Raw genomic sequence first — 24,939 nt, forward strand, 5'->3', positions numbered from 1 at the left:
ATGAGCAAATCGGAACTGAGGCGGGTGGCGGATGAACTCGCGGAAAGGCAGTGGGACAAAGAGGTCATCGCCAAGCGCGTACAAAAACTGATGCGCGAGGGAATACCCAGGACGATTCAGGGGAAGCTGAGGATATCCGGCCGCAGGGAAGACATCCTGGAGAGGGTCGTGACGCGGGCGCAAGAGTACAACCTGATTCTCAAAAACTGTGCCCAAGGGACCGCATTAGCCCTTCTGGAAGAATTCGGGGTGGGGAACATGGAGGTCATCAAGGCTCTCACCCATTTCCCGGGCATTGGAGGAACCGGAAACATGTGCGGCGGGGTGACCGGGGGGCTGGTTGCACTAGGCCTTTTCCTGGCCAATGACAACCTGCTGGACGTGGAAACCAATGGGGCAACGATGCCCACAGCGCAAAAATTCATCGCCGCCTTCGAAGACGAGGTTGGGTTTCTGTACTGTGCGGATATCCAGGAGGTGATCTTCGGTGTGAACATGGACCCGGGAGCGGGGGAGGAAAGAATGCGAGCCTTTGCATCCGCAAAGGGCTTTGAAAAGTGCGGCGCTCCTCCCGGTGTGGGGGCAAGGATCGCCGCAGAATTGATCCTGGACAGCCTGGGCGCGTGATGGACTCGGGGGCTGCGGTTCGAGTCAATATCTCGCAACAGAACTCTTATGCGAAAGGGTGTGGGAACATGGGTAAGAAGTGGGCCGTAATGTGGACGGTATACCTGGCTAGTGTCGTTGTCGTGATCAACCAATTCAAGGTGCCCCCGGTGATGGCCACTTTGATGAAAGACTTGCAGGTCAGCATGGGGGCTGCCGGATGGCTGATGTCCATCTTTGCCTTTGCCGGTATCGTGCTGGCCTTGCCTGCCGCCGTGATTCTCGGCAGGTTTGGTCCGCGGTTGAGCGGACTCATGGGGCTCGGCTTCACGGTGCTCGGATCCGTTGTGGGGGCGCTGGCAAGTACCTCCACGATGCTCTTGGCCGGCCGGCTGATTGAGGGAGTTGGGCTGGGGCTCATTTCGGTGGTGGCGCCCGCGGTTATCGCCATGTGGTTCAGACCGGAGGAAATGGGCCTGCCCATGGGCATCTGGTCCACTTGGGTTCCGGTCGGAAGCACTCTGGCCTACAACCTGGCGGGGCCGATCCAGGAATCCATGGGCTGGCAGGGCATCTGGTGGGCAGGAGCCGGTGTGGCGGTCGTGACAGCCGTGATTTATGGACTCGTTGTGACGAAACCGGGAGCGAAGTCCGATGGTTCGGTCCCGGAATCCCACACAGGTGCCAAGTGCTCTTACGCGGACGGTTTCAGGACGCCCGCCATCTGGTACCTGGCCATGGGCTTTGTGGCTCTCATGTTCTGCGCCATAGGCTACACCACCTGGTCGCCTATCTTCTACCGCGAGGTTTTCCAACTGGAGCCCGGCAAGGCGAACTTCTACACGAGCTTGGTCTTCATCATGAACATTCCGGGCGCCTTGCTGTGTGGCTGGCTGCTGACAAAGGTGAACAACCAAAGAGCGCTGCTGGCGGCAGCCATTTTCATCTCGACGCTCTTGTACCCGTTGGGTTTTGCCCTTAGTTCTGCGTCGATGATCGTACCTTATGTGTGTGCCATCGGACTCGTGCCGGTGTTTATCGCCACGGCTAGTTTCACGCTGGCTCCGGAGGTCATGCCGTCCCCGGAATTGGGCGGGCTGGCCATGGGTATTCTTACCATCGGGCAGAATGTGGGGACGCTGATCGGCCCGCCGTTGATCGGAAGGGTGGTTTCGGGCGGTAATTGGGCCGCCGGCAACTATCCCATGTTGGCGATCATGTTAGTGACTTCGGTTTGCGCCGTTCTCCTTGTGCTAGACGGGAAAAAGGCTAAGCGTGTGGTGGCGCCTGCCGGGAAGCTGTGATTTCAGGGTTCCGGGGGCACCGGGCATGACCCCCGTTGCTGAGAACCAATCGCCAAAGGGTTTGATGAGGACAAACGAATGAGGAGGAAGACATGTCGGATTTAAAGGCACTGACTGACACGGTTGTGGAGATGAAGGAGACCGAAGCCTTGGAGTTGACCGTCAAGCTCTTGGAGTCCGGAGTCGCCGCGAGAGATGTTTTCCGGGCATATCAGGACGCCATGAGCGAGATCGGCAAGCGCTTCGAGCAGCAGGTCTACTTCCTGCCCGAGTTGATTATGGCGGGAGATATGATGCAGAAGGCCCTGGAGGTCATTCGCCCGCACCTTGTGGAAGGCGATCAGGGCGGGGGGGCGAAAATCGGTAAGTTTCTTATTGCCACGGTGGCGGGCGACATCCATGACATCGGCAAGAACATCGTCACCATGCTCATGGACATCAACGGGTTCGAAGTCAGGGATCTGGGAGTGGACGTGCCTGCGGACCGTATCGTGGAAGAGGCCAAAGCCTTCGGTCCGGACGTCGTAGGACTGAGCGGGCTGCTCACTCTTGCCTACGACCCCATGAAGGAAGTGGTGGAAAAGCTGGAAGCCGCCGGTTTGCGGCAGAACCTGAAGGTCATCATCGGCGGAGCTCAGATGGACGAAAGCGTCAGAACCTACGTCGGTGCCGACGCCTTCGCCACGGACGCGGTGGTGGGTGTCAACCTGTGTAAAGAGTGGGTCAACTGAGAAAGGTCCCGACACGGCGGAGGTGTTGAAATGCTAGAGGAACTTAGAGGGATCTCCCCGGAGGATAGAGTAGAAGCTTTCCTGGATATCTGGGTTTCGGGCGAAGGTCTGGAGTTTGCCAGTGAAGAGGCTCGGGAAGCGTACCGGTATAGGGCCGGCCTGCTGAAGGATGCGATACTTCTTAAGAAGACGCCGGATAGGGTGCCGATCCTACCATTGGCCACCTTCGCCCCCACCACCCTGGCCGGGATGAGCGGCAAGCAGGCAATGAACGATCCCGATGGATTGGGGAAGGCTTGGCTTAAGTTTGTCGATGACTATGAGCCCGATGCCCTTGGTGGGATGCTCATGGTCATGTACGCGCCGGTCCTCGAAGCGCTCGACTATAAACTCTACAAGTGGCCGGGTCATGGGGTTCCTGAGCATTTGTACTACCAGTTCAATGAACAGGAGTACATGAAGGCCGATGAGTATGACCACTTCATCCAGGACGTAACCGACTATTGGATTCGGGTGTGGTTGCCTAGGACCCACGGAGCCCTGGGGCCCTTGGCAGGGACGTTCCCGGTTTATGGGAGCATGGAGCTGCCCATGAGCAGCCCCTGGCTGATGACGTTGGGCATTCCGGAGGTTCAGGACGCCTTCAAGGCCCTGCTGGAAGCGGGTCGACTGACCTTCGAATGGTTTCAGAAGATGATGCCCTATGTGGGGCAGAAGGTGGCGAAGGGATTTCCCGAGTCGGCAGGAGGATTCACGAAGGCTCCTTTCGATGTATTAGCCGATTCATTTCGAGGCACCACCGGTATCATGATGGACCTTTTCCGGCAGCCGGATAAGGTCCTCAAGGCGGTGGAGGTGCTTACGCCGCTCATGATCAACCTGGGTGTGAGCCTGGCGAAGGTGAACAGGAACCCGCTGGTCTTCATTCCATTGCACAAAGGCGCGGACGGGTTCATGTCCAATGCGCACTTCGAAAAGTTCTACTGGCCGAGTCTGAAGAACGTCATGCTGGGATTGATAGAAAACGGCTGCGTGCCGGTTTGCTTTGTGGAAGGCGCATACAACCAGAGACTCGAGTACCTGACGGAACTGCCTCCGGGCAAGTGCGTCTTTTATTTCGACCGGACCGACATGGCTCGCGCCAAAGAGGTGTTGGCCGGCAAGTCGTGTATCGCCGGCGGATTTCCCGTGTCGTTGATCATGACCGGCAAGCCGGAGCAGGTCGAGGCGGAGGTGAAGAAGCTTCTGAATCAGGTGGCTCCCAACGGAGGTTACATCCTAGGCGTGGGGACGGCATTGGATGATCCGAAGCCCGAGAACCTGAAGGCCTTCATGGAAGCGGGACGGAAGTTCGGAAAGTACTAGAAACAGGCCGTCGCGAGGCATGCGCGGGCTAGCTAGGGCTGTCCTGCATACCCGCGGCCGCTGCTGAGGGGAAGGGAGGTGGGAGAAGGATAATTGGCGCAAGGGGAGGGGAATGGCATGCCTCCATGGGAGGCTGCGGACGAAGGCGCTGGCTGGGCGATTCAGGGGCAGGAGGGGGGCTGTGGCCGGAAGGCCGGGCCGGCGGGCTCGGGCGCGCCGGCACACTCCCGAGGCGCTCAGCCCGCTGCGAAGAGGAGAAATGAGGCTGCCTGACGCGCACCGCTCCAATGTGTGGATCCGGTCAAAGGTAGATCCTTCCGCTTAACGCTGCGGATCACTCATCATCGTTCCAGGACAACGGCCTGAGGCCGTGGGTCTGTGCGAGGGAAGACCGAAGTCTCGACCCGACAGGTGTTGTGCGGCCTTGCTCGGGGCAGGAGCGGTGCGGCCGTACAAGCAAGAAATGAGGATCCAACATCGGAAAATTCCGCTGCCTTAAATGAAAGGATGGCAAACATGCGAAGAGCACTGGGAACGGTTTTGTGCATCGTCGTGGCTGTCGGGCTGGCCATGCCCGCTGCGGCCTGGAACCAGAACAGTGGTTTGAATTATGGAAACACCAACTTTTTGGACGCCATACTTCCGCCACCGGGAGTTTACCTCGACAACTACGTGGCCTATTACCACAGCGACGAGTTCAAGGACGCGGACGGAAACAAACTGCCCTTGGACAACGAGCTCAGTCTGCTGGTTTACGTCCCGCAGCTGACTTGGATCGCGGACCTGGGGCTGCCGCGGGGAATGATCTTCGGTGTCACAGGCCTCTTGCCGGTCGTCAATGCCAATTTGGACTCGGACCTCGGGATGGTGGCGTCCAACGACAACCTCGGCGACTTGATGCTGGGAGTGTTCGTGGCCAGCCATGCAGGGAAGCCCTTTGCGAACTTGGGTAACGGATTCGACCTGTACTTGGCCGCCGAGGTGGATGTGTACATGCCCACGGGGCAGTACGATAAAAAATTCACCATCAACCCCGGCAACAACTTCTTTACCATTGAGCCCTTCGTCAAGTTTACCGTGACCATGCCACACGGCTTTTCCTTCAGCATGCGTCACCATCTGGCCTTCAATACAGAGAACGACGAGTACTTGGGCGACGATGGTCAGACACATGACCTGAAGCCCGGCATCATGTATCACTTCAACTACTGTTTCGCTAAGACGTTGGATTTCATCAGCCCCAACCTGCGTCTCGGCGCCATGGGCTACTATGGCAAACAATTGACGGATGATGAGCTGGACGGCCGTGACATGAAAGATTCCAAAGAACAAATTTTTGGTATTGGTCCGGGAATCCAATACGTAGGCAAGGGCTGGGTGCTCAGCCTCAAGACCTACTTCGAGAGCGCTGCAGAGAACAAGGCGGAGGGGGAACGGGTTGTCTTGAGGTTGTCCCTGCCGTTCTAGCATTAATTTGGCGACGGCCCTCACTTCCAAGGAGTTAGGAGATCTCTGAGGACCCGGGCCCCAAGGATGTCAGCGTTGGGGCGCCTTCCCGAGGTTTGGGTCCATCAGGATTGGGCGGCTGCGGACGGAGGAGCAGAAAACCGACCGCAGCCGCCCGGCTGTGTCCGAGCGCGGCACCCCAGTTCTTGCTTTGGCCAAGCATTTGGGGCTCAATGAGAGGGCATGATCCTCGTGTGGAGAAGCAGGTGTAGAGGCAGAATCCTAGGAAACGAATTGGCAAAGGGAGTTGGTACGTTAGGAGCAAAGATGATCATTATTGGAGAAAAAATCAACGGAACACGTCGAAGGGTGGCCCAGGCGATTGTTGAACGGGACCATGAGTTCATCAAGGACCTCGCCAGGAAACAAGCCGAAGGTGGGGCGCACTATCTGGATGTGAATGCGGGAACCTCCCCGGATCGGGAACCGGAAGACATGGTCTGGCTTATCGAAAACATTCAGGAGGTGGTGGACCTGCCCCTGTGTCTGGATAGTGCGAACCCGGCGGCGCTCGAAAGTGGGCTGCAGGTTGTGAAGCGACCCGCTTTGATTAATTCCCTTTCCGGAGAGAAGGCCCGTATCGAAGGCGTTTTGCCTTTGGCGGGGAAGTATCAGACGGGCTTGGTGGTCTTGGCGTTGGACGATCTTACGGGCATTCCCAAAAGGAGCGAGGAGCGGCTGGAGATCGTCTCCAAGTTGGTGGGCCTTGCGGAAGAACAGGGCCTGTCGCACGAGCAGCTGTTCATTGACCCGTTGGTGACCGCCATCTCAACGGGGGTCGACAGTGGCATGGTGACTTTCGAGACCATCAAGGGAATTCGGCAACGCTACCCGGCTGCACATATCACGTGCGGTCTGAGCAACATCTCCTTCGGCTTGCCGTTAAGGTCTTTGATCAACCGCACCTTCCTGGCCATGTGCATGATGTGCGGGTTGGATAGCGCCATCATCGATCCCAACGACAGGGAGCTGATGGGGGTTCTTCTCGCCGCGGAGATGCTTCTGGGGCGGGATGCGTACTGCCGGGGTTTTCTGGGGGCATACCGGGCCGGCCGCATCGGCCCTCCGACGAAGTAGATTCCGCGAATCGGTTGAATCGCGGTGTTGATGGGCTCCCCGTGGGGCCCTTCCGCGGAACCTCCCGGTAGCGGGCCTCAGGCCGGGGAGAAGCTCCCCCGTTTTGAAATGGGAACGGGGCCCAAACGCATGGAATGTGTCGGGCCCCGCGCCCGCTCTGACAACTGCCCAGATCCGCCGCACCTGCCGCAAGCTCTTTCCCTTCCGGGACAAAGCCCCCGAGTCCCACTCTGCCATGAGAGAACCTTGAGGATGATCGTTGTGCGCCGGGCCTCGAATGTGGCCCGGGAAAAAATGCTCAAGACATGAAACCGGCGTGCCGATCCCTTGTGTAAGCTGCATGGTAGCTAATATGTAGCTTAACCCCCGGGCCGCGTATCGCGCGCCGTCCAATGCCGGTTTGGTATGAGGGAAAATGGCTGAATGGACTGAATGCATGCAATAAGGAGGGGAGGATGCCCGTATGAGGAGCACGTCACTGAAAAAAAAACTGATCCTTGGGCCTTTGGCCATGGTGTTTCTCGTTATGACAACCTCGGCGGCGGTGGTTTTGACCGTGATTTGGAAACAGTACGACGCCGGAACCCAGGAGCGGCTGCGGCAAGCCTTGCATATCGTAGAGGTGGAACTCCTGGAAAGGCAAAGGGACCTGGACGCCGTGGTCCGTCAAATGGCCACTGCGGGGGATCTTGGCAATAGTGTCAAATATATCGGCCAGTTCTGGAGTAGCGCCGCGCTGGTCGCAGAGCCTCTGTCCGCCATGGCGCAAGGCGTTGAACGACTGGCCCGATCGGCTGGCCTCTGGAAAGGGGCCGTTTACGCCGCTGATGGGAGGCTGCTGGCCTTCTATGCCGTGGGCGAGGATGGTCGATATCTTTCCGGTTATGTGGCGGAGCCCGATGGAGGAGGGCTGATGACAAAGTCCGCGGAGGCCGGCAATCACGGGCAAGGGTCTCCCTGGGAAGAGGCGAACGAGCTGCGGGACGAGTTTTTGAGGATCCGATATCAAGGCCCGATCCCCCAAAAGGCCGGGATCTGGTTCGATACGGTGGGCGGGAAGCTTTGTTTGGTCGGTGTGCAACCGGTCACCGTGGAGGAATATTCGTCCGAGTCCGATGGCATGATACGGGCGCAGGTGGCGGTCGTCGTCGGGGTATACCTGCTGGGTGACGAGCTGGCTGAGCGAATCCGGGAGTTCAGTGGCTTTTCCACCAACGTGTTCGCCGGAGACAGGTGGAGTGCGGGGGATCTATCTGCCTATGGGAGGCTGAAGACGGATGGCCTGGAGTCCCATCGTGATGGGTGGGGGATTGAAGACGCCCCGGTGACCCTCAACACGGTGAAACTGAGCGAGGGAGTTTATTACCAAGGGATTTTTCCCGTTTACAACGACGCGGGATTGGTGGGGGCTCTGGCGGTGCTGCAATCCACCGGCGCGGTCAGGGCAAATGTCCTGCAGGTGATTGGGATGCTGGGGATTGTCTACTTGGTTTGCTTGGCCGTCACGGTACCGGGTGTGCTCGTGCTCGCCTCTTCGCTGACGAGGCCAATCTCGAAGGCTATCGACGTGCTGGAAACGGAGGCGGAGAAAGTTGCTTCAGCGTCGGCCCACGTCTCGGAGTCGAGCGCCAGGCTGGCGGAGGGCGCAACGCAGCAGGCGGCTGCGCTTGAAGAGACATCGGCCTCGCTGGAGGAGATGTCGGCTACCACGCAAAACAACGCGGAGGCGGCAAAGGAGGCGGATGGGATCGCTCAAGTGGCCTTCGGGCAGGTGGAAGAAGCGGATCACTATATGAAGGAATTGACCGAGTCCATGGGCCAAATATCCCAGGCCAGCGAGGACACGTGGAAAATCGTCAAGACGATTGACGAGATTGCGTTTCAGACCAACCTCCTGGCGCTGAACGCCGCGGTGGAGGCGGCACGGGCCGGAGAGGCGGGCGCAGGTTTTGCCGTGGTGGCCGACGAGGTCCGAAACCTGGCCATGCGCGCGGCGGACGCGGCACGGGAAACCACGCGTCTCATTGAGGACACGTTGGGAAAAGTGCGTGCGGGAGGCAACCTCGTGGACGAGACCGCGAAAGTATTTGAAGCGTTGCTGGGCACTTTTCGAAAGGTGAGGGAGCTGAACAGGGAGATCGCCACGTCGTCTGAAGAACAGGCCTTGGGAATCACTCAGATCAATAAGGCGGTGACGGAGATGGATCGCGTCATCCAAAGCAATGCGGAGGCGGCTGAAGAATCGGCGTCAGCTGCACGGGAACTGAAAGAGGGGGCGGTGCAGCTCCAGCGGGTGGTCACGACTCTTCTCGGCATTGTCGGCGGAGGAAAGAAGGGAAAGGTCTCCGGGGCGACGCCGCTGTGGCGCCGGGGCCATGATGAAGGGCGCGGGGTGGCTCGGTTGCCGGAAGGGGAATGGCAAGGAGGTGTGAAAGATCTGGTCGAGGATCTCCGGGGGGCAATGGCAAGGCACAGGGGCCTGAATAAGGGCGGGTCCACCGATCGATGACGCCTCTCGGGGCAATAAGCACGGAAAAGGGGAGTGGGAGAAGGAAAACATGCTGCATAAGGAGGACTCTATGAAAAAGGTCTGCGCATTTGTGACGGGTTTGGCCATGTTGTGTTGTCTTGTCTGCATGGGTGCACCCCATGCAACGGCAAAGGACGTGATCCTGGTGGGGGCCCATCTTCCGTTGTCCGGGGTCTCGGCCAGTGTGGGACGGGATCAGAAATGGGCATATGAGCGGGCGGTGGAGGACGTAAATGCCTCCGGCGGGATTTTCGTCAAGGAGCTTGGCACGAAGCTTCCGGTCAAGCTGATCGTTGAGGATGATCAAAGCAACCCCGCCAAGGCTGCGGCGGCTGTGGAGAAGCTGATCAAGGGCCACAAGGTGGATCTGCTACTGAGCGGTCAGGTGGGCGCGCTGGGCGTGTTGCCGGGAATGGTGACCGCCGAGAAATACCAGAAATATTACCACGGTACGGTGATCTGGGCTCCCATGTTTCTTTCTCAAAACTTTCAGTGGTCCACCATGTACTTTGTGGAGATTCCCGATATCACATCCATGCCCTTCAAGGCCTGGAACACCCTTCCTGAATCCCGACGTCCCCAAAGGATAGGGCTTTTCGTGGAAGATAGCGTGGACGGAAGAAGGACGGCCGAAGGCTTGACTGCGGCGGCATCGGCACACGGATATACCGTTGTGGATACCCAGTTGCTGAAGGTGGGCGCCAAGGACTTTCGACCCCAGATCCACGCCAGCAAGTCCAAGGGGGTGGACGCGGCCATCTGTTTCGCGAACGTGCCAGAGACAGCCGTTTTGCTAAAACAGATCAGGGAGATGAACTTGGGGCTCAAATATTTCCAGGGAATCAAAGGGGCCTGGTCGTACGAGTTCTGGAAGGCTGTGGGGGAGCAGGGCGAAGGTGTCCTGTGCGATGGATTTTGGTCCATGGACTATCCCTATCCGGGGGCGAAGGAACTGGGCCAGAGGTACTTCGAGGACCATGGTTACTACTCGGTGGGAGTTGGAATGTACTATGCGCTATGCCAAACACTCTGGCAGGCCATTGAAAAGGCCGGAACTCTTGACGGGGCAAAAGTGCGCCAAGCGGTCTTGGACAACACTTTCCAGACCGTCAATGGACCCGTGGATTACGATGAACGGGGGGTAGCCTTCTTTCCCATGGCGGACTTCCAGTGGCGGGACGGCAAGCAGGTGCTCATCTATCCCAGCGAGTTGACCAGTACGTCTCTTGAATCCCTCCAATGACCAACGGGGCCCATTTGCTGCGGGTGGCGCATTGGGCCGCCCGCAGCTATCATTCCAAGCATCAAGGGGCTTCCATGGTGCCGGGAGCTTGTGGAAGAAGAGGAACACTGCGCTCTACATCGCAGTTCCGTGGCTCTCCCGAACCCGGGACCTGACGCCTTCTGCAGGTTCGCGCTGCCAACTCCGGCTGGAGCGGGAATTGTTTTCATGCGGACTTGGCAACCGCAGTGCAGGCATTGATTTTTCTAGGGACAGGGCAAGGCAAAGGATGCTGAGTTGAAGGGGGAATAGACCGGGATTCTCGTGAAAGCAAGCTTGACAGAAACCCCGGCCCCGCTTACAAATCTGCTCTGGAGGTTTCCACTAGCCTCGGCTGTGATCCTAGGTAATCTGCCCAGGAACTGGCGCTTGTTTTCATGCTTTGACCGCTCGCCCCCTCTGGATCTACGTGTTCCGGGGGATCGGGAACCGGAACGAGAGGATCGCGGTTCCATTTCCGAGTTTCTGAGTGTCCACCTGCATAGCTTGAAGGATGACTTAAGAGGCTTTTCGAGCGCGAGATCTTCCACCTTTTGTCCCTCCCGTATGAGATCAAGATAGGAGAAAGAGGGATGACCCCCCGCCAGCCGGATATCGTGATTCGAAGACTGAGGGAAGAGGATGCCGAGTCGGTATGCGAGATATTCAGAATGATCACGAAAAGATCTCCCGATGAGAACTTCAAACAGCTGGTTTATGATCATGCTCAAGATAAGAAGGGTTGCCATTTTGTGGCCCTTTTGGGGGGGCGTGTGGTCGCCTTTATGATCAATTACATTCTCACCCTGGGATTTGGAGCCGAAAAGCATGCATGGATAGCGGTCATGGGGGTGAATCCGAAATTCATGGGCCAAGGCATTGGCGCCCATATGGCTAGGGAGGCGTTCGAGTACTTCCAACGGGAAGGAATTAAGACGGTTTATGCAACGGTCCGATGGGATTCCACAGACCTTCTCTCTTTTCTAAAGGGCTTAGGCTTTGAGAAAAGCGATTATTTGAATCTCAAGAAGGAGCTGGCCTGAGGGCATCTTCGGTGGAGGGGGAGGATGCACGCCTCGAGGCTCGTCCGAGAACGCCGCGGACGACCTCTCTTCTCGTAGCGCAGCCCTTTAGGGCTGCGGAGGAATCCCCGGCCGTTGGATAGGCCATCGCGTATTGCCTGTCACGTCAAGGGGTTACGATAGCCCTTTTCCGCGGGGCTGAAGCCCCGCGGTTACGTTGAGAAGGGGGGGCGGCCTTCTGAGGCGGAGAAACATCCTCGGACAAGCCCCTCGAGGCTCGTCCGTACGGACCGCAGGAAGGTTTCCACTCCGTCTCTCAGGAACGAGCCGGGGTGCTACCTACCGGTGCTTTACGGGACGCGGCGCGGAAGAAACCGCCATTCGTGGTGCCAGTGTCCCTTCTTCCATCTCTAGCGAAGCCCACTGCCTGCGTTATGGAAAGTGATCCTCGGGGGGGCGCTAGACGATAACGATACCGCAGGGTGGTTCTGGAACCCTGGCATGGAAGAATCTGCCCGAGACTCGATACATTAGGGGAAGCATCCGCCTGTTCCGGCAGTTGTGGCCATGCTTCCGATAGAGGGCGGCGCGTTCAGTGCGAAATACAGAAGGGAAGGTTGGCAACCGTGGTAGGCGAGAAGAAGAACTTCGGAGAAGTCGGTCACGCTGCTGAACGCCAAGAGGCCAACACTGCCAAGCACCGGATGTCGAAGGTCAAGTTCGAGGTCTATGGTGAGGAAATGTTGGAAAAGGTAGTGAAGCAGAGTGGTAACAGCGGGAGGATCTATCTGCCTCCGGACTGGGTCGGCCACAGGGTGAAAATCATTCGCATTGATTGACGATCGGTTCGCCGAAGAGGGGCGGCCACCGGATTCAAGATAGAATCCTTCCCCTTTATGCACCTACGGGCCTGGAGAACCAAGGGGTGGGATAAGCCCTGTGATGTCTCGCTTCCCGCACAAGCGTTGTCGAAGTACCGGATCTTGGTGGGGGACTCAACCTCACCTGCGAGCCGGCTCGGAAAATCGCCAATGTCATAGAACAGCGGCGGTCCTTCTGTTCATCGTCAGTATGCGAGCAGCTTCATCATTGCGCAACCACCTGCTCCTCCAATTTCCACAAGATCCTTAGACCTGCATTTCGAGCAATCCCTGAGGTAACTCCGTCCCACCGCACCCTCCGTCAGCCACCAACGGGAACAGGACCGATTCTGTGTTAATATGAAAGAGAACCGCGAATGAACGCGAATAGACGCAAATCTTTTTAGTTGTAGGAACTGCGAAGGCCGCAATGAGGGTGCCCGGCAATGCAATGGGCGGGCAGTGACTCATAGAGAATGGCATATTGCGGCGTTCCGACAAATGCCCTTGCTCCGGCCCGCTCTTTCATCCATGCGGGGCGGCTAACTTCGTCATGACCGTTAATAGGTCAAACATTCGAATTGCTGCTGCCAGACATTCTGGTAATCTTTGCCGGCAGGAGAACTGCCTGATAGAATGTGCGAAAAGCCAACATGGGGTGGGTTGTGCCTCCTCTTAGCTTCAAGCCCGGACACGCGCAGTGATGCATGGGGATTTTCCGTGAGTCGGCTGGGCGGCCGGCCCGAGCGCACAGCCTCTTTCCTACCTTCACAGTGAGCCGAGGGCCCAAGAGGGAATTCCCATGGCTGCGGAGGTTTCCCATTCCGCCAGCGGTACCAACGGAGCGGCGGGCCGGATGGGCGTCCTGCTGGGTCTCAGTCTCCGGCTTCACCGGTTCGTTGATCTCAATTCCCTCATGCGCCACACCCTGCCGGAACTGCGCCGGATCATGGACGTGGAGGCCGTCTCCATTATGCTGCCGGAAAGCGAGGGGGAGGCCCTGCGGATGGTGTGGACGGAAAACACCGGCGGCGTCTCCGATGAAGCGGTGCGAAGGTCTCGTATTCCCATGGGACAGAGCATCGCGGGATCGCTCTTCAAGAGCCGCAAGACCCAGGTGATTTCGGATGTCCGTGAGGACCCGCGCCATTTTCCGGGGGTGGACCGGGCGGCGGGCTTCGAGAGCCGTTCCATCCTGGCGATTCCGCTCATGTCCGGGAATCGAACGGTGGGGGTTCTGGAGTGCATCAACAAACGGCGCGGACGGTTCGAGCGGGAAGATGTGGAACTGGGCGAGGCCCTGGCGGGAATCCTCTGCCTGGCCATCGAGAAGGCCGAGCTCATCGGCCGATTGGAAAGAGCCAATGCCGAACTGCGAGCCCTGGTGGATTTGCGTTCACGGCAGTTGGAGCAGATCGAGCGGGAAAAGCAACGATTGCTCCGGGAAGTGGAAGGCCGGTACCATTTTGAGCAGATCGTCGGATCCAGCAACGCCATGCTCCGGGTTTTTCACCATGCCCGACATGCCGTGGATTCCGACATCACGGTCCTGATCCAGGGCGAGACGGGTACGGGCAAGGAGCTGATCGCCCGTTGCCTCCATTTTGGGGGATCCAGGAAAGCCGGGCCCTTCGTGGCGGAAAATTGCGCCACCATCGCCCCCGGGTTGTTCGCTTCGGAGCTTTTCGGCCATGTGAAGGGAGCCTTTTCGGGAGCCGACAAGGACCGGAAGGGACTGATCGAAAGGGCCGACGGAGGAACGCTTTTTCTTGACGAGATAGGCGATCTTCCCATGGAAATCCAAAAGGGGTTGCTCCGGGCGCTGGAAGACGGCTGTTTTCGGCCGGTGGGGTCCAACGAGATTCGCCGTTCTGATTTTCGGCTGATCACCGCCACTCACAAGGATCTTCAACGGGAGGTGGAGGCGGGGCGCTTCCGTGAAGACCTCTATTACCGGATCGGCGTCTTTCGAATCCACTTGCCGCCTCTCAGGGAGCGGCATGGAGACATTCCTCTCTTGGCTTCTTTTTTTCTCAGGAAATTCAATGAAAAATACCAAAAGAACCTTCCGGCCATCGATCCTGCGGCTCTGCAATGCCTCGAATCCTGGCCCTTCCTGGGCAACGTTCGGGAGTTGCGAAACGAGATCGAACGAGCCGTGGCCGTTGCCGAGGATGGCCGCCCGATCGGCTTGGAGCACCTAAGCCCCAGGCTTGTGGGAAATGCTTCCCCCTCGTGCCGGAGTCATCCGGGCAATCTCAAGGACCGGGTGGAGGCCCTGGAAAGAACCCTTATTGTGGATGCCCTCAAGGCCTGCGGGGGGAACCAGACGAAGGCCGCCGATCTTCTGGGGCTCAGCCGCTACGGCCTGGCCAAAAAGATCAAACGCTACGGGCTGTCCGATGCGGTCCTTGCATGCCAACCTGATTGACGTGCGACAACCTCGTTGTCGCACCCTCCCTGAAGCCGCCGAAACAAAAGACAATCCACAGGAAACGCCCATTGGGACAGGCATCCGGGATGCGGGAGCTCAAGTGGGAGAGCCGATACGTCAACCTGGTTGCCCGTGGCGTATGGGGCGGGGAGCACCGGATGCAGGCCTGGGCGGATAAGGCGTGGTATATCCAGTGGATAAAGTTGTGGTACGAATCTTGATCTTCCCCTTGGTGGCAGGCAGAGGCAGACAAGCATTCCCCCCCAAAAGCCTTACCAAGGAGGACGCCATGAAAAGGACAGACTTTCTCATCATCCTATTGGCCTTGGGCCTGACGGTGATCCCCGCCGCTTCGGCCAGTGGGGATCCCTCTCGGGACGCCTATTACCGCAACTGCGTGGACAAGCGCATCGAAAATTGCGAAAGGAAAGCCGCCTATTCCGGCTGTTCCGGAGACCACATGCGGGAGTGTGCGGAAAATGCCGGGAAAGAAGCGGCCTTTTTGAAGGCCAACAAGGAGAAGCTGACTCGCGAGATGAAAGCGGATGGCGTGGAGCCCGTGGAATATAAGGTGAATTACCGTCTCATCCGCGCCTATACCGGAAATTCGCAATAGGTGCGTTTCATCCTTCCATTGGGTCGCGGGGCTCCGCCCCGCGACCCACCCGGCTGAGGTTCCGCCTCGGCTCCCGCACGCACCCCCGCAGGCGCCTCGTGCTCTCCTTCCATTGGCCCTCCCAGCCAAGGTCCGTTCGAGGCTGAGGTGTTGTCAGTCCTCGGGAGACGGGACCCTGTCCTCAGAGGTTGACGAAACGAAAGCGGGCTGATTCAATAGGTTCCCGAGACGATGCATTGCCTCCTTGTTCCGGACGGGAACCCATGGATCGACCGCCCGAGATGCTTCCCACTCCGTTTCTCGACTGTCTGTCCGCTCACGTGGCCGTTCTGGACGGTTCCGGAACAATCCTTTGGGTCAACAGGGCTTGGAAAGAATACGGGCGGGACAACGGGTATCGCGGTCCGGAAGGCGCCGTGGGGCTCAACTACCTGGAAGAGTGTTCCCGGGCGGTCCTGCGGGGAGCTCCCGCCGCCAAGGCGGTCGGGGAGGCCCTCCAAGGCCTTCTTGCCTCGGGTACCGACGAATTTCGCCTTCCCTATGATTGCCACTCTCCGGAAAAGAAACGTTGGTTTCTCCTCCGGGCCTTTCCTCTCGAAGGATACCCGCCGGCTCGCGCCGTGGTGAGCCACGAAGACGTGACGGAGCTGATGCTGGCTCGGGAAGAACTGGAGGCGCAGCGAGCTCGACTGGAGCGCATGAACCTGGTGCTCACGGAACTTCTGGACCGCCGCCAAAGGGATCGGGCGGCCCTGGAAGAGGCCGTGGCGGAAAATGTGCACCGGCGGCTCCTTCCCCTGGTGGATCTGCTCCGAGGCCGACTCAGGACCAAAGACGGCCGCGATCTCCTGGACCGCTTGGAAAGAGGCCTCCGAGACGTGGCCTCGCCCTTTCTGCGACGGCTGGGGCAATCGGCCCTGGGGCTGACTCCAAGGGAGCTCGAGGTGGCCGAAATGGTCCGAAACGGTTGTTCCAGCAAGGAAATCGCCGAACGGCTTCACATCTCCGAAAAGGCCGTGGCCTTTCATCGAGGCAACCTGCGAAGGAAACTGGGCCTCAGGCACCGGCGCGAGAGCCTGAGAGTCCGATTGCTCGCCCTGGAACAAGCTGAATGAATCCCCCCAAGGAGGACCCCCATGGTGGAACGCATGAAGGCCATCCTGCGAAGCCAGAACCTTTGCGTACTGGCCACGTGCCACGACAACAAGCCCCACTGCTCTCTCATGGCGTACGTGACCGATTCGGAAGCCCGGACCGTCTATGTGGCCACGCGACAGGACACCACCAAGTACTTGAACCTCCTGGAGAATCGAGAGGTAAGCCTGCTGGTGGACACGCGCGCGGAGGACGGAACTCAAGACCCGGCGAGCATTCGGGCCCTCACCGTCTACGGGGCCTATCAGCCCATGAGCGATCCGGAAAGGGAGCAGCTCATCCGGGAGCGCCTGGCGGAACGCCACCCTCATCTGGCCTCCCTGGTGCGCCACCCCAAGTCCGTCATCGTGCCCATCCGCATTGTTGCCTTTCTGCTGCTGGAAGGGGTGGAAGCGGCCCATTACGAGGTGCTGGATTGATACCAGGTGCGACCTGGTATTCCGCTCCCGATCTTTTGGCATTGTGTGCAGGGGCTCCACTGCTTTCCTTACGTTCGTACCCCGACATGTGCGCAGTGGTCAGCGAAAGGAGAAAGCGGATGGAAGCAGTGGAACGAAAGATTTTCAGTTGGGTGTACGGGCCCGATGCCTTCACCAGGCGGGACGAATCGGAGGACTCCGTCTTTTATGAAACGGACCGATTCGTGTCTCACCTGGATCGCACCGCTCTGGACACGGTGGAAAAGATCATCGGGTCCCTGGCGGTGGAGGAGGCGCCGGTCATTCTCGATCTCATGGCGGGCTGGGATTCACACCTCCCTCACGGGATCCAACCTGCGAGGGTGGTGGGCCTGGGGCTCAACGAAAACGAGCTTCGCGCCAACGAAGCCTTGACCGAGTACGTGCTGCACGACCTCAATGCGGATCCCCGGTTGCCCTTTGGGGATGCCACCTTCGACGTAGTTCTGAACACCGTTTCGGTGGATTACCTCACGCGCCCCTTCGAAGTCTTTCGGGAAGTGGGACGGATCCTGAAACCCGGCGGTCTTTTTCTCGTCATCTTTTCCAACCGCATGTTTCCCCAGAAGGCGGTGAAGGTGTGGAGGGAAGCCGGCGAGGAGGAGCGGGTGATCATCGTGGAGGACTACTTCCGGAGCGCCGAACTCTTCGAGTCGCCTCAGGTGGCCATATCGAAAGGTTTACCGCGCCCGAAGGACGACAAGTACGCCCATTTGGGCCTTCCCAGCGATCCCGTCTATGCCGTGTGGGCCGAAAAGAAGGGCGGCGCACTCGAGCGTCGGCCGCGCCCGAGACCCCGCCTGGATGCGGGCACGCCGCTCAGCCGCGACGAATTGCTCCGTCGAAAGGAACAGGTGGGTCGGACCCTACAGTGCCCCTACTGCGGTCAGGGGCTCAAGAAGTGGAAGGTGCCGCAGACGCCCTTCACCGAATGGGACAACGAGTTCATGTACATCTGCTTCAACGATGCGTGTCCCTACCTGGTTCGAGGCTGGGAGGTGATGGAGACCCAGGGAAACCGGGGCTTTTCCTATCGCCTGATGTATAACCCCGATCGGGATGCTCTCATGCCGGTGCCGGTGCCGAGCCTGAAGGCCTTGAGAGAAAGCATCGTGGACGACGAATAGCGGAAGATCTCATGACGTCTCGCCCGTCTCCGGCTTCCAAGCCCCTGATCGTGGCCCGGGATCTCAGCCGCATCTACCACGCGGGAAAGACCCGTGTGGTGGGGCTGGATCACGTGGACTTGGAGGTGGGTGCGGGCGAGATGGTCGTGCTCAAGGGGGTGAGCGGGTCCGGAAAGAGCACGCTCCTTGCCCTCCTGGCCGGGTTGGATCGCCCCACGTCGGGCATGCTCCACGTGGCCGGACTGGACCTCCTGAAGGCCTCTTCGACGGCCCTTACCCATTTTCGACGTCGCAAGGTGGGCATGGTCTTTCAATCCTTCAACCTCCTTCCCACCCTGACCGTTCTCGAAAACGTGTGTCTGCCTGGCTTGCTGGCGGGAGATTCGGAATCGGAAGTGCGCCGGAGGGCTCGGGCCTGGATCGAAAGGATGGGACTGGGAAGCAGAATGCATCACCTCCCGGGGGAGCTTTCCGGAGGCGAGATGCAGCGAACCGCCATCGCCCGGGCTCTCATCAACGACCCTCCCATCCTCCTGGCCGATGAACCCACGGGAAACCTGGACAGCGACAACGGCGGAATCGTGGTCCGCCTCTTGGCCGACCTGAACCGTTCTCACGGACGCACCGTGGTCATGGCCACCCACGGGGATCTGGCCGACGCCTTCGCCACCCGCATCGTTCGTCTCCGAGACGGCAGAATGGTATGAAGCGTGCCTTCTTCCCGAAGCTTTTCTTTTGGTTACACGTGCGCCATGTGCGCCGCCACCCGGGCCGGGCCGTGGCCGTGGTCCTGGGGGTGGCCATCGGGGCGGCCGTCTTCACCAGCGTGCGGCTTGCCATGCGCGCTTCCCTGGATTCCTTTTCCCGGAGCATGGACGCCGTGACGGGCGCGGCGGATCGGGTGGTGATCCGCCCCGGGGATTTCGTCCCGGAAGAATGGGTGGCGCGGCTGCTGGCCCGGGACGAAGTGGCGTCGGCAGCCCCTTTCCTGAGCGCTTACGTTCAGGACGAGGACCAAAGGTCTTCGCCCTTCCTGCTCATCGGAATCGATCCCTTTCTGGACGCCTCGTTTCGGACATGGTCCAGGGCGGGCGATTCCCGGGCGGGCTGGGACCTGGTGACCCGCCCCTTCACCCTTCTGATGACGGAAAAGCTTGCCCGGTTGCTGGACCGCTCGGTCGGGGACGAGATCCGGCTGCGCCATCCGCGAGGGACCGCCGCGTTCCGTATTGCCGGAATCCTCGACAAGGAAGGGACGGGGGCGTTGGAAGGGGGCCTGGCGGCCGTCGCGGACATCGCCACCTTCCAGGAATTCACCGGGCTTTCGGGGTGGGTGGACCGCATCGATCTCAAACTGAGACATCCCGGGTCCTCCAGGGACATTGAAGCCCTTCGCCGACTGCTGCCCCGTGATCTGGTCCTGGAACGGCCCGGGAGCGGAAAGGCGGCGGGTCAAGGGCTTCTCAGGGCCTACGCGGCCAATCTTTCGGTGCTCAGCTTCGTGTCCCTTTTTGTGGGCATGTTTCTCATCTACAGCCTGGTGGCCCTCAATGCCGCCTCGCGCCGCCGGGAAACGGCCGTTCTGCTCTCCTTGGGCGCCACCTCCCGCTCCGTCTTTCTCCTCTTCGTGACGGAGGGATTGTTTTACGGCCTCCTCGGCTGGTTCCTGGCCCTCCCGCTGGGGCTTCCCTTGGTGAGGTGGATGGTGGAGGGGGTGGGCCGGACGGTGTCGGTTCTTTTCGTGCGGGTGGCTCCGGAGGATCTGGTGTTGAGTCCCTGGGAGTTGGCCGTTTCCTTGGTGGGAACGCTGGTGGTGAGCGCCTTGGCGGCGGTCCAGCCGGCGGCCGAAGCCATGAAGGTTTCCCCCAAGGAGGCCATGGCCCTCTCGGCCGGGCGGGAGCGCCATGGGGACGCCGGCAGGGGCCCGGTGGTTCCGGCCCTGGCGCTGATTGCCTCGGTGTGGGGGCTTTCGCGCCTGCCTCCGGCCGGAGGAACGGCCTACGGAGGTTACGCCGCCACCTTCGCCCTGTTCGTGGGATTTTCCCTGCTTTCGCCTTACGTTCTGCGCCGGCTGGGCCGGTCTTCGGCTCCCGCGCTGAAGCGCGTCTTCGGGCCAGCAGCCTATTTGGCGGGGCGCTCCGTGGCAAGGAGCGGCACGCGGGTGGCGGTGTCCGTGGGATCCCTGCTTACGGCTGTGGCCCTTTTCGTGGCCTTGACCATCATGGTCCACAGCTTTCGAAACACCGTGAATGCCTGGGTGCACCAGACGGTGAGCGGGGATCTCTTCGCGTCGCCGCGCCTGAACGAAATGAACCGGCATCGGAACATCTTTTCATCCGATCAGGTGGCCCTGCTCAAGGCGCTGGCATCCCGAGCGGACCTGGTCCCCTTCCGCCGGTTCTATCTTCAGTACCGGAATCTGCCCTATCAGTTCGAAGTGACCGATTTTGCGGCGTGGTTTCCCCATTCCGGCTACCTGTGGGTGGAGGGCGATCCGGCATCGGCCCGGCGCAGTCTGCTGGAAGGCACGGGGTGCGTCGTCTCCGAGGTCTTTGCCAACAAGATCGGGCTCTCCGTGGGGGAACGGTTTCGGGACCGGATTGCTGGCGTGGAGCTGGATCTTCCCATCGTGGGCGTCATCCGGGACTATCGGTCCCAGGGAGGGGTGGTTTTCTTTTCCCTGCCGAGGTTTCGAGAGATGCGCCTTGCCGCCGGACTTCTCACCCAGGATGAGGAGTGGAGCGGAGTCCGATTCTTCGTGCGGGAGGACCGAGCGGACCGGGCCGGGGTGCTGAACCGAATCAAGCGAACCCTGGTGGAAAAGTTCGGAGACCGGGTTTCCTTTATCGAGGGGAACGAGCTTCGGGACAGAATCCTCCGGATCTTCGACGAAACCTTCGCCATCACCTTCGTGCTGCTTTTCATCGCCCTGGTGGTGGCCGCCCTGGGAATCGCCACCACCCTGGCCGTGTCGGTCCTGGAGCGCTCCGTGGAGCTCAATACCCTTTCCGCTCTGGGGGGAAGTGCCGCCCAGATCCGGTCCATGATCGGGTGGGAAGCGGCTCTGCTGGTGGCGGCCGGCGAGGTCCTAGGTCTGCTGTGCGGCCTGGCCTTGTCGGTGCTGCTCGTTTACGGGATCAACCGGCAGAGCTTCGGCTGGACGTTCATTTACGAAGTGAACGGCGCCACGTTCCTGTGGGCCTTGCCGCTCATCTTCGGAGCCGCTCTCGCGGCGTCTTTTCCCGTGGTGCGGCTGGCGCTCCGCCAATCCCCCGCCGCGCTCCTCAGGGAACTCTGAGGCAGACCGCGATAGACCGGCATTTTCAACCCAAACCCCCGTCACGGGCAGCCCGTGACAACGGAGGATGAGGCGCACCTTTGGAAAGCAGGTCCCTGTAGGGGCGAATGATGATTCGCCCCTACTGGCCGCGCGCACGAACAGAACAAGGTCGCGTTTTTATATAAATTGGGTCGATTCTTTCTCATGGGCAGGTCCTGAAGGGCGGGCGTAAAGCCCGCCCCTACAAAGCGGCACGGACTCCTCGGGTAGAGGCGGGGTTTATCCCCGACCGCTCATCACGCGGTGTAAGAGACATCCGAATAAAGAATCTCTCAGCCAGGAGCATGTCTGACAATGGCTCATTTGCCCCTTCCAACGGCCATCCGTCATCCCCGCGAAAGCGGGGATCCAGGACTTCCGCCAACTTCTGGACTCCCGCTTGCGCGGGAGTGACCGTTTGAGGAGTTCTCGGGCAGCCTCCTAGTTCAACCGGAGGAAGCATCGTGGCCGTCCTTACGAGACTGCGCATGAATGAAAGAACCTGCAGAGGGGCTCCGCCCGGCGACCGGACGGACGAGCCTCTGCGTCAACGCTTAATGCGGAAAAGAACCGCGAATGAACGCGTATGGACGCAAATGGAAATGACCGGTGTGAGGGAGGGGCGCAAGGGGAGCCATGACCGTTGAGGGGGATGCGGCAAAGGGTAGGGTGCTGCCAGGTGGTGACGGTATGAAGTGGATCGCCGTTTGCGCATTGACATGGGTGACCGTGTTTTGCGGGCTCACGCCGGCGAAGGCGGAATCCGCCGGAACGGGCGAATACCGAGCCGTCACGGGCCCCTGCCATTTCCGCTTTCCCCGGGACCACGGGCCGCATCCCGACTACCGGACCGAATGGTGGTACTACACGGGAAACGTGACCGATGAGCGCGGTCGGGCCTACGGATTCCAGTTCACCTTCTTTCGAAACCGGCTGATCTCCGATGCGACCCGGGGCCGGTGGCCGGTGCGCTGGTCCCGGTGGCGAAGCGATACGCTCATCCTCCTGCACATGGCCGTATCGGACGTCGCGCGAAAACGCTTTGTCCATCATCGTGATGCCGCCCGGGCGGTGCCGGGGATCGCCGGAGCCGGCTTTGACGACGGGCGGGTGCGCCTCTTTCTCAAAAAGAGCGAGCTCATCATCCAGGATGCCCGGCACCGGCTGGTCGGGTTCGGGGACGCGTTGAGCCTGGATCTCAGGCTGGTTCCCGAAAAGGAAGCGGTCTTTCACGGCCGGGAAGGCTACAGCAGGAAGGGGCAGGCGCCGGAACGGGCCAGCTGCTACTATTCCTTTCCGCGCATGGCCGTCCGCGGAAGGCTGAGAGTGGGCGAACAGTGGGTGACGGTCCGGGGTTCCGCCTGGATGGATCACGAATACTCCACCGCCCCGCTGGAAGCGGGCGTGGTAGGCTGGGATTGGTTCAGTCTTCAGCTTTCCGATGGAACGGAACTCATGCTCTACGAACTGAGAAAAGCGGACGGATCCGTGCATCCGGTATCCCAGGGTACCTTCGTTCGTTCCGACGGAAGCAAGGAAGATTTGGAACGGGGTGATTTCGACGTTCAAGTCCTGGGATCCTGGACCAGCCCGCACAGCGGGGCCGTTTATCCTTCCAGGTGGCGGATCCGGGTGCCAAGGCTGGGTCTGGACCTGACGGTGACCCCGCGCCTGGAGGATCAGGAGATGGTCGGAGAGGGTGCCGATGGAATCGATTACTGGGAAGGGAGCGTGGCCGTTCGGGGCCGGGCCGGGGCGAGCGCCGAGGAGGTCTCCGGTCTGGGATACGTGGAACTCACCGGCTACTCCGGGCCGGTTTTCGCTCTTCAACCCGAGTCGGGAAAAGATGACGGACCCTGAAGCAGGGAAGGGATGGCCATGAAGATTCGGGCGGCTGTGATCGACAAGGCTGGCGGGGATTTCCATGTGCGGGACCTGGAATTGGAAGAACCCCGGGAAACGGAGGTTTGGGTCCGCGTGGCGGGAACGGGCGTGTGCCATACGGACCTGGCGGCTTCCAAAGGACTGCTTCCCGTGGTCTTTCCCGCCGTACTGGGCCACGAGGGGGCGGGCGTGGTGGAGCGCACGGGCTCACGGGTTACCCGGGTCCGGCCCGGAGATTCCGTGATCCTCACCTGGGGGGCCTGCGGATCGTGCGGTCCCTGCCGAACGGGGCGCCCCGCTTATTGCCACCACTTTTTTAAGTACAATTTCACAGGGCGCCGACCGGACGGCACCACGCCGCTTCGCGGCGAAAGCGGGGATGTCTCCGGGGCCTTTTTCGGTCAATCCTCCTGGGCGTCCCATGTGGTGGCCGACGAAAGGAATGTGGTGCCCGTGCCGCCGGACCTTCCCTTGGAAAATCTGGGACCTCTGGGCTGCGGCGTCATGACCGGAGCGGGCGCCGTGGTGAATGCCTTGCGCGCAGAACCTGGAAATTCCCTGGCTGTTTTCGGAGCGGGCGCCGTGGGATTGAGCGCCGTCATGGCGGCGGCCCTTTCGGGGTGCGAACCGATCATTGCCGTGGATCTGGCCCCGGAACGGCTGGAGATGGCCCGGGAACTGGGAGCGACCCACACGGTACAGGCCGGAAAAGAAGATCCCGTTCGAACCATTCGTTCCATCTGCCGGGGCGGGGTGGACCACAGCCTGGAATGCGCGGGCCACCCGGAAGTGCTCCGCCAGGCGGTGGAAGCGATCCGACCGCTGGGAATATGCGGGCTGGTGGGCATGGCCTCCCCCGGCACCCGGGCTCCGCTCGACATGAACACCCTCCTTAACGGACGAACCGTGCGCGGGATCGTGGAAGGGGACGCGGTGCCCGATCTCTTCATCCCTCGGATTCTCGCCTGGCACGAAGCGGGACGATTTCCGTTCGACAAGATGATCTCTCTCTATCCCTTGGATGACATCGCTCTGGCCTTGGAGGATATGAAGACTGGGGCCGTCATCAAGGCGGTTCTTGTTCCTTGATGAACCCAAGGGGGGCAGATCGGTTTTTCTTGAAATTCCGAAGGGACGATAAGTGAAAGAGAAATGGCGTTGAGGGGCGTCATCCGGCTGTTTCGGGCCGGCGGCGGTGGAGGTGGCTGGGAGAGCTTCAACGAATGGATCGAAAAACCAACCGGGGAGGAGGAATCATGGGAATGAGCCGAATCCGAAGGCAACGGAGCATCGTAACCCAAGTTTGTCATCTATATGCTGCATAGTGCGACAGTGTACCGATTTTGCTCATCTAACTATCTGAAAGGCCGTTGAAGGGGCCTCGAAAAGTGGGTGTAGTGGTAGAAAATAAGGGGCCAGAATTGACTCGCCTTCCCTCCTCATGCTACTGTCCTGCTACTATGTTCATTCGACGAGTCAGAAAAAAAGATCACCAAACGGGAACCACCTACTTCTACCACCAGTTGGTTGAGTCCTACAGGACTCCCAAGGGGCCTAGGCAGAGGACTCTTCTCAATTTGGGAAAGCTGGACCTCGAGCCCAAACAATTAAAAGGATTAGCAAATCGCATTGAAGAGATCCTCACCGGGCAACGCCCCGCCTTTCCCATTGACCAAGAGATGGA

20 protein-coding genes are annotated in these 24,939 nt (G+C 60.0%); all 20 read left to right on the forward strand.

The genetic code is table 11. The annotated features are described in order from the left end of the window. Complete coding sequence (locus BUB04_RS15140; RefSeq protein ID WP_073040994.1) at positions 1-627, forward strand: C-GCAxxG-C-C family protein; 627 nt, start codon at positions 1-3, stop codon at positions 625-627. A 68-nt stretch (positions 628-695) separates the two neighbouring features. Continuing rightward, on the forward strand, positions 696-1,910 hold the full coding sequence (locus tag BUB04_RS15145) for an MFS transporter (RefSeq protein ID WP_178372015.1): 1,215 nt from the start codon (positions 696-698) through the stop codon (positions 1,908-1,910). A gap of 92 nt (positions 1,911-2,002) precedes the next feature. Continuing rightward, positions 2,003-2,641 (forward strand): cobalamin B12-binding domain-containing protein, encoded by a 639-nt coding sequence (locus tag BUB04_RS15150; RefSeq protein WP_073040997.1) that lies wholly within the window; start codon positions 2,003-2,005, stop codon positions 2,639-2,641. 30 nt (positions 2,642-2,671) lie between these two features. Further along, on the forward strand, positions 2,672-4,006 hold the full coding sequence (locus BUB04_RS15155) for a uroporphyrinogen decarboxylase family protein (RefSeq protein ID WP_073040999.1): 1,335 nt from the start codon (positions 2,672-2,674) through the stop codon (positions 4,004-4,006). Between the two features lie 516 nt (positions 4,007-4,522). After that, positions 4,523-5,473, forward strand: a complete 951-nt coding sequence (locus BUB04_RS15160; RefSeq protein ID WP_073041001.1) for a SphA family protein — start codon at positions 4,523-4,525, stop codon at positions 5,471-5,473. A gap of 306 nt (positions 5,474-5,779) precedes the next feature. Next, positions 5,780-6,589: a methyltetrahydrofolate cobalamin methyltransferase gene (locus BUB04_RS15165; RefSeq protein WP_073041003.1), complete on the forward strand. Its 810-nt coding sequence runs from the start codon at positions 5,780-5,782 to the stop codon at positions 6,587-6,589. Between the two features lie 463 nt (positions 6,590-7,052). After that, a complete protein-coding gene (locus BUB04_RS15170; protein WP_073041005.1) occupies positions 7,053-9,098 on the forward strand; it encodes a methyl-accepting chemotaxis protein in 2,046 nt (681 codons plus the stop codon). Between the two features lie 70 nt (positions 9,099-9,168). Continuing rightward, positions 9,169-10,362 (forward strand): amino acid ABC transporter substrate-binding protein, encoded by a 1,194-nt coding sequence (locus BUB04_RS15175; protein ID WP_073041007.1) that lies wholly within the window; start codon positions 9,169-9,171, stop codon positions 10,360-10,362. 611 nt (positions 10,363-10,973) lie between these two features. Further along, complete coding sequence (locus BUB04_RS15180; RefSeq protein WP_073041008.1) at positions 10,974-11,423, forward strand: GNAT family N-acetyltransferase; 450 nt, start codon at positions 10,974-10,976, stop codon at positions 11,421-11,423. Between the two features lie 605 nt (positions 11,424-12,028). Next, complete coding sequence (locus BUB04_RS19935; protein ID WP_245795214.1) at positions 12,029-12,241, forward strand: DUF2080 family transposase-associated protein; 213 nt, start codon at positions 12,029-12,031, stop codon at positions 12,239-12,241. 823 nt (positions 12,242-13,064) lie between these two features. Further along, the gene (locus tag BUB04_RS15190; RefSeq protein ID WP_073041009.1) at positions 13,065-14,693 is read left to right on the forward strand and encodes a sigma-54-dependent Fis family transcriptional regulator; all 1,629 of its coding nucleotides are present in this window, start codon (positions 13,065-13,067) and stop codon (positions 14,691-14,693) included. 292 nt (positions 14,694-14,985) lie between these two features. Beyond that, positions 14,986-15,312, forward strand: a complete 327-nt coding sequence (locus BUB04_RS15195; protein WP_073041010.1) for a hypothetical protein — start codon at positions 14,986-14,988, stop codon at positions 15,310-15,312. A gap of 263 nt (positions 15,313-15,575) precedes the next feature. Then, a complete protein-coding gene (locus BUB04_RS15200; RefSeq protein ID WP_084076543.1) occupies positions 15,576-16,427 on the forward strand; it encodes a helix-turn-helix domain-containing protein in 852 nt (283 codons plus the stop codon). Between the two features lie 21 nt (positions 16,428-16,448). Further along, positions 16,449-16,886 carry a pyridoxamine 5'-phosphate oxidase family protein gene (locus BUB04_RS15205; protein ID WP_073041013.1) on the forward strand — a complete coding sequence of 146 codons (438 nt, stop codon included), beginning with the start codon at positions 16,449-16,451 and terminating at the stop codon, positions 16,884-16,886. Between the two features lie 119 nt (positions 16,887-17,005). Further along, positions 17,006-18,052, forward strand: a complete 1,047-nt coding sequence (locus BUB04_RS15210; protein ID WP_073041020.1) for a class I SAM-dependent methyltransferase — start codon at positions 17,006-17,008, stop codon at positions 18,050-18,052. A gap of 11 nt (positions 18,053-18,063) precedes the next feature. Then, the gene (locus tag BUB04_RS15215) at positions 18,064-18,759 is read left to right on the forward strand and encodes an ABC transporter ATP-binding protein (protein WP_073041022.1); all 696 of its coding nucleotides are present in this window, start codon (positions 18,064-18,066) and stop codon (positions 18,757-18,759) included. Further along, positions 18,756-21,350: an FtsX-like permease family protein gene (locus BUB04_RS15220; protein WP_073041025.1), complete on the forward strand. Its 2,595-nt coding sequence runs from the start codon at positions 18,756-18,758 to the stop codon at positions 21,348-21,350. The genes BUB04_RS15215 and BUB04_RS15220 overlap by 4 nt, the downstream gene beginning before the upstream one ends. 711 nt (positions 21,351-22,061) lie before the next feature. Then, on the forward strand, positions 22,062-23,231 hold the full coding sequence (locus BUB04_RS15225) for a lipocalin-like domain-containing protein (protein WP_073041027.1): 1,170 nt from the start codon (positions 22,062-22,064) through the stop codon (positions 23,229-23,231). 18 nt (positions 23,232-23,249) lie between these two features. Then, positions 23,250-24,344 carry an NAD(P)-dependent alcohol dehydrogenase gene (locus tag BUB04_RS15230; RefSeq protein WP_073041030.1) on the forward strand — a complete coding sequence of 365 codons (1,095 nt, stop codon included), beginning with the start codon at positions 23,250-23,252 and terminating at the stop codon, positions 24,342-24,344. 371 nt (positions 24,345-24,715) lie between these two features. Continuing rightward, positions 24,716-24,939, forward strand: a 224-nt coding sequence (locus tag BUB04_RS20460) for an IS1634 family transposase N-terminal domain-related protein (protein ID WP_492215222.1), incomplete at its 3' end; no start/stop codon positions are given.

This window comes from Desulfacinum infernum DSM 9756 (genome assembly GCF_900129305.1).
GTDB classification, from domain to species: domain Bacteria; phylum Desulfobacterota; class Syntrophobacteria; order Syntrophobacterales; family DSM-9756; genus Desulfacinum; species Desulfacinum infernum.

Excerpts from the sequence above, each read along its gene's own strand:
- BUB04_RS15225 (WP_073041027.1), top strand. The coding sequence starts at position 22,062 with ATGAAGTGGATCGCCGTTTGCGCATTGACATGGGTGACCGTGTTTTGC.
- BUB04_RS15200 (WP_084076543.1), top strand. The coding sequence starts at position 15,576 with ATGGATCGACCGCCCGAGATGCTTCCCACTCCGTTTCTCGACTGTCTG.
- BUB04_RS15205 (WP_073041013.1), top strand. The coding sequence starts at position 16,449 with ATGGTGGAACGCATGAAGGCCATCCTGCGAAGCCAGAACCTTTGCGTA.
- BUB04_RS15195 (WP_073041010.1), top strand. The coding sequence starts at position 14,986 with ATGAAAAGGACAGACTTTCTCATCATCCTATTGGCCTTGGGCCTGACG.
- BUB04_RS15210 (WP_073041020.1), top strand. The coding sequence starts at position 17,006 with ATGGAAGCAGTGGAACGAAAGATTTTCAGTTGGGTGTACGGGCCCGAT.
- BUB04_RS15140 (WP_073040994.1), top strand. The coding sequence starts at position 1 with ATGAGCAAATCGGAACTGAGGCGGGTGGCGGATGAACTCGCGGAAAGG.
- BUB04_RS15230 (WP_073041030.1), top strand. The coding sequence starts at position 23,250 with ATGAAGATTCGGGCGGCTGTGATCGACAAGGCTGGCGGGGATTTCCAT.
- BUB04_RS15180 (WP_073041008.1), top strand. The coding sequence starts at position 10,974 with ATGACCCCCCGCCAGCCGGATATCGTGATTCGAAGACTGAGGGAAGAG.
- BUB04_RS15155 (WP_073040999.1), top strand. The coding sequence starts at position 2,672 with ATGCTAGAGGAACTTAGAGGGATCTCCCCGGAGGATAGAGTAGAAGCT.
- BUB04_RS15160 (WP_073041001.1), top strand. The coding sequence starts at position 4,523 with ATGCGAAGAGCACTGGGAACGGTTTTGTGCATCGTCGTGGCTGTCGGG.
- BUB04_RS15220 (WP_073041025.1), top strand. The coding sequence starts at position 18,756 with ATGAAGCGTGCCTTCTTCCCGAAGCTTTTCTTTTGGTTACACGTGCGC.
- BUB04_RS15145 (WP_178372015.1), top strand. The coding sequence starts at position 696 with ATGGGTAAGAAGTGGGCCGTAATGTGGACGGTATACCTGGCTAGTGTC.
- BUB04_RS15170 (WP_073041005.1), top strand. The coding sequence starts at position 7,053 with ATGAGGAGCACGTCACTGAAAAAAAAACTGATCCTTGGGCCTTTGGCC.
- BUB04_RS15150 (WP_073040997.1), top strand. The coding sequence starts at position 2,003 with ATGTCGGATTTAAAGGCACTGACTGACACGGTTGTGGAGATGAAGGAG.
- BUB04_RS15215 (WP_073041022.1), top strand. The coding sequence starts at position 18,064 with ATGACGTCTCGCCCGTCTCCGGCTTCCAAGCCCCTGATCGTGGCCCGG.
- BUB04_RS15175 (WP_073041007.1), top strand. The coding sequence starts at position 9,169 with ATGAAAAAGGTCTGCGCATTTGTGACGGGTTTGGCCATGTTGTGTTGT.
- BUB04_RS15190 (WP_073041009.1), top strand. The coding sequence starts at position 13,065 with ATGGCTGCGGAGGTTTCCCATTCCGCCAGCGGTACCAACGGAGCGGCG.
- BUB04_RS15165 (WP_073041003.1), top strand. The coding sequence starts at position 5,780 with ATGATCATTATTGGAGAAAAAATCAACGGAACACGTCGAAGGGTGGCC.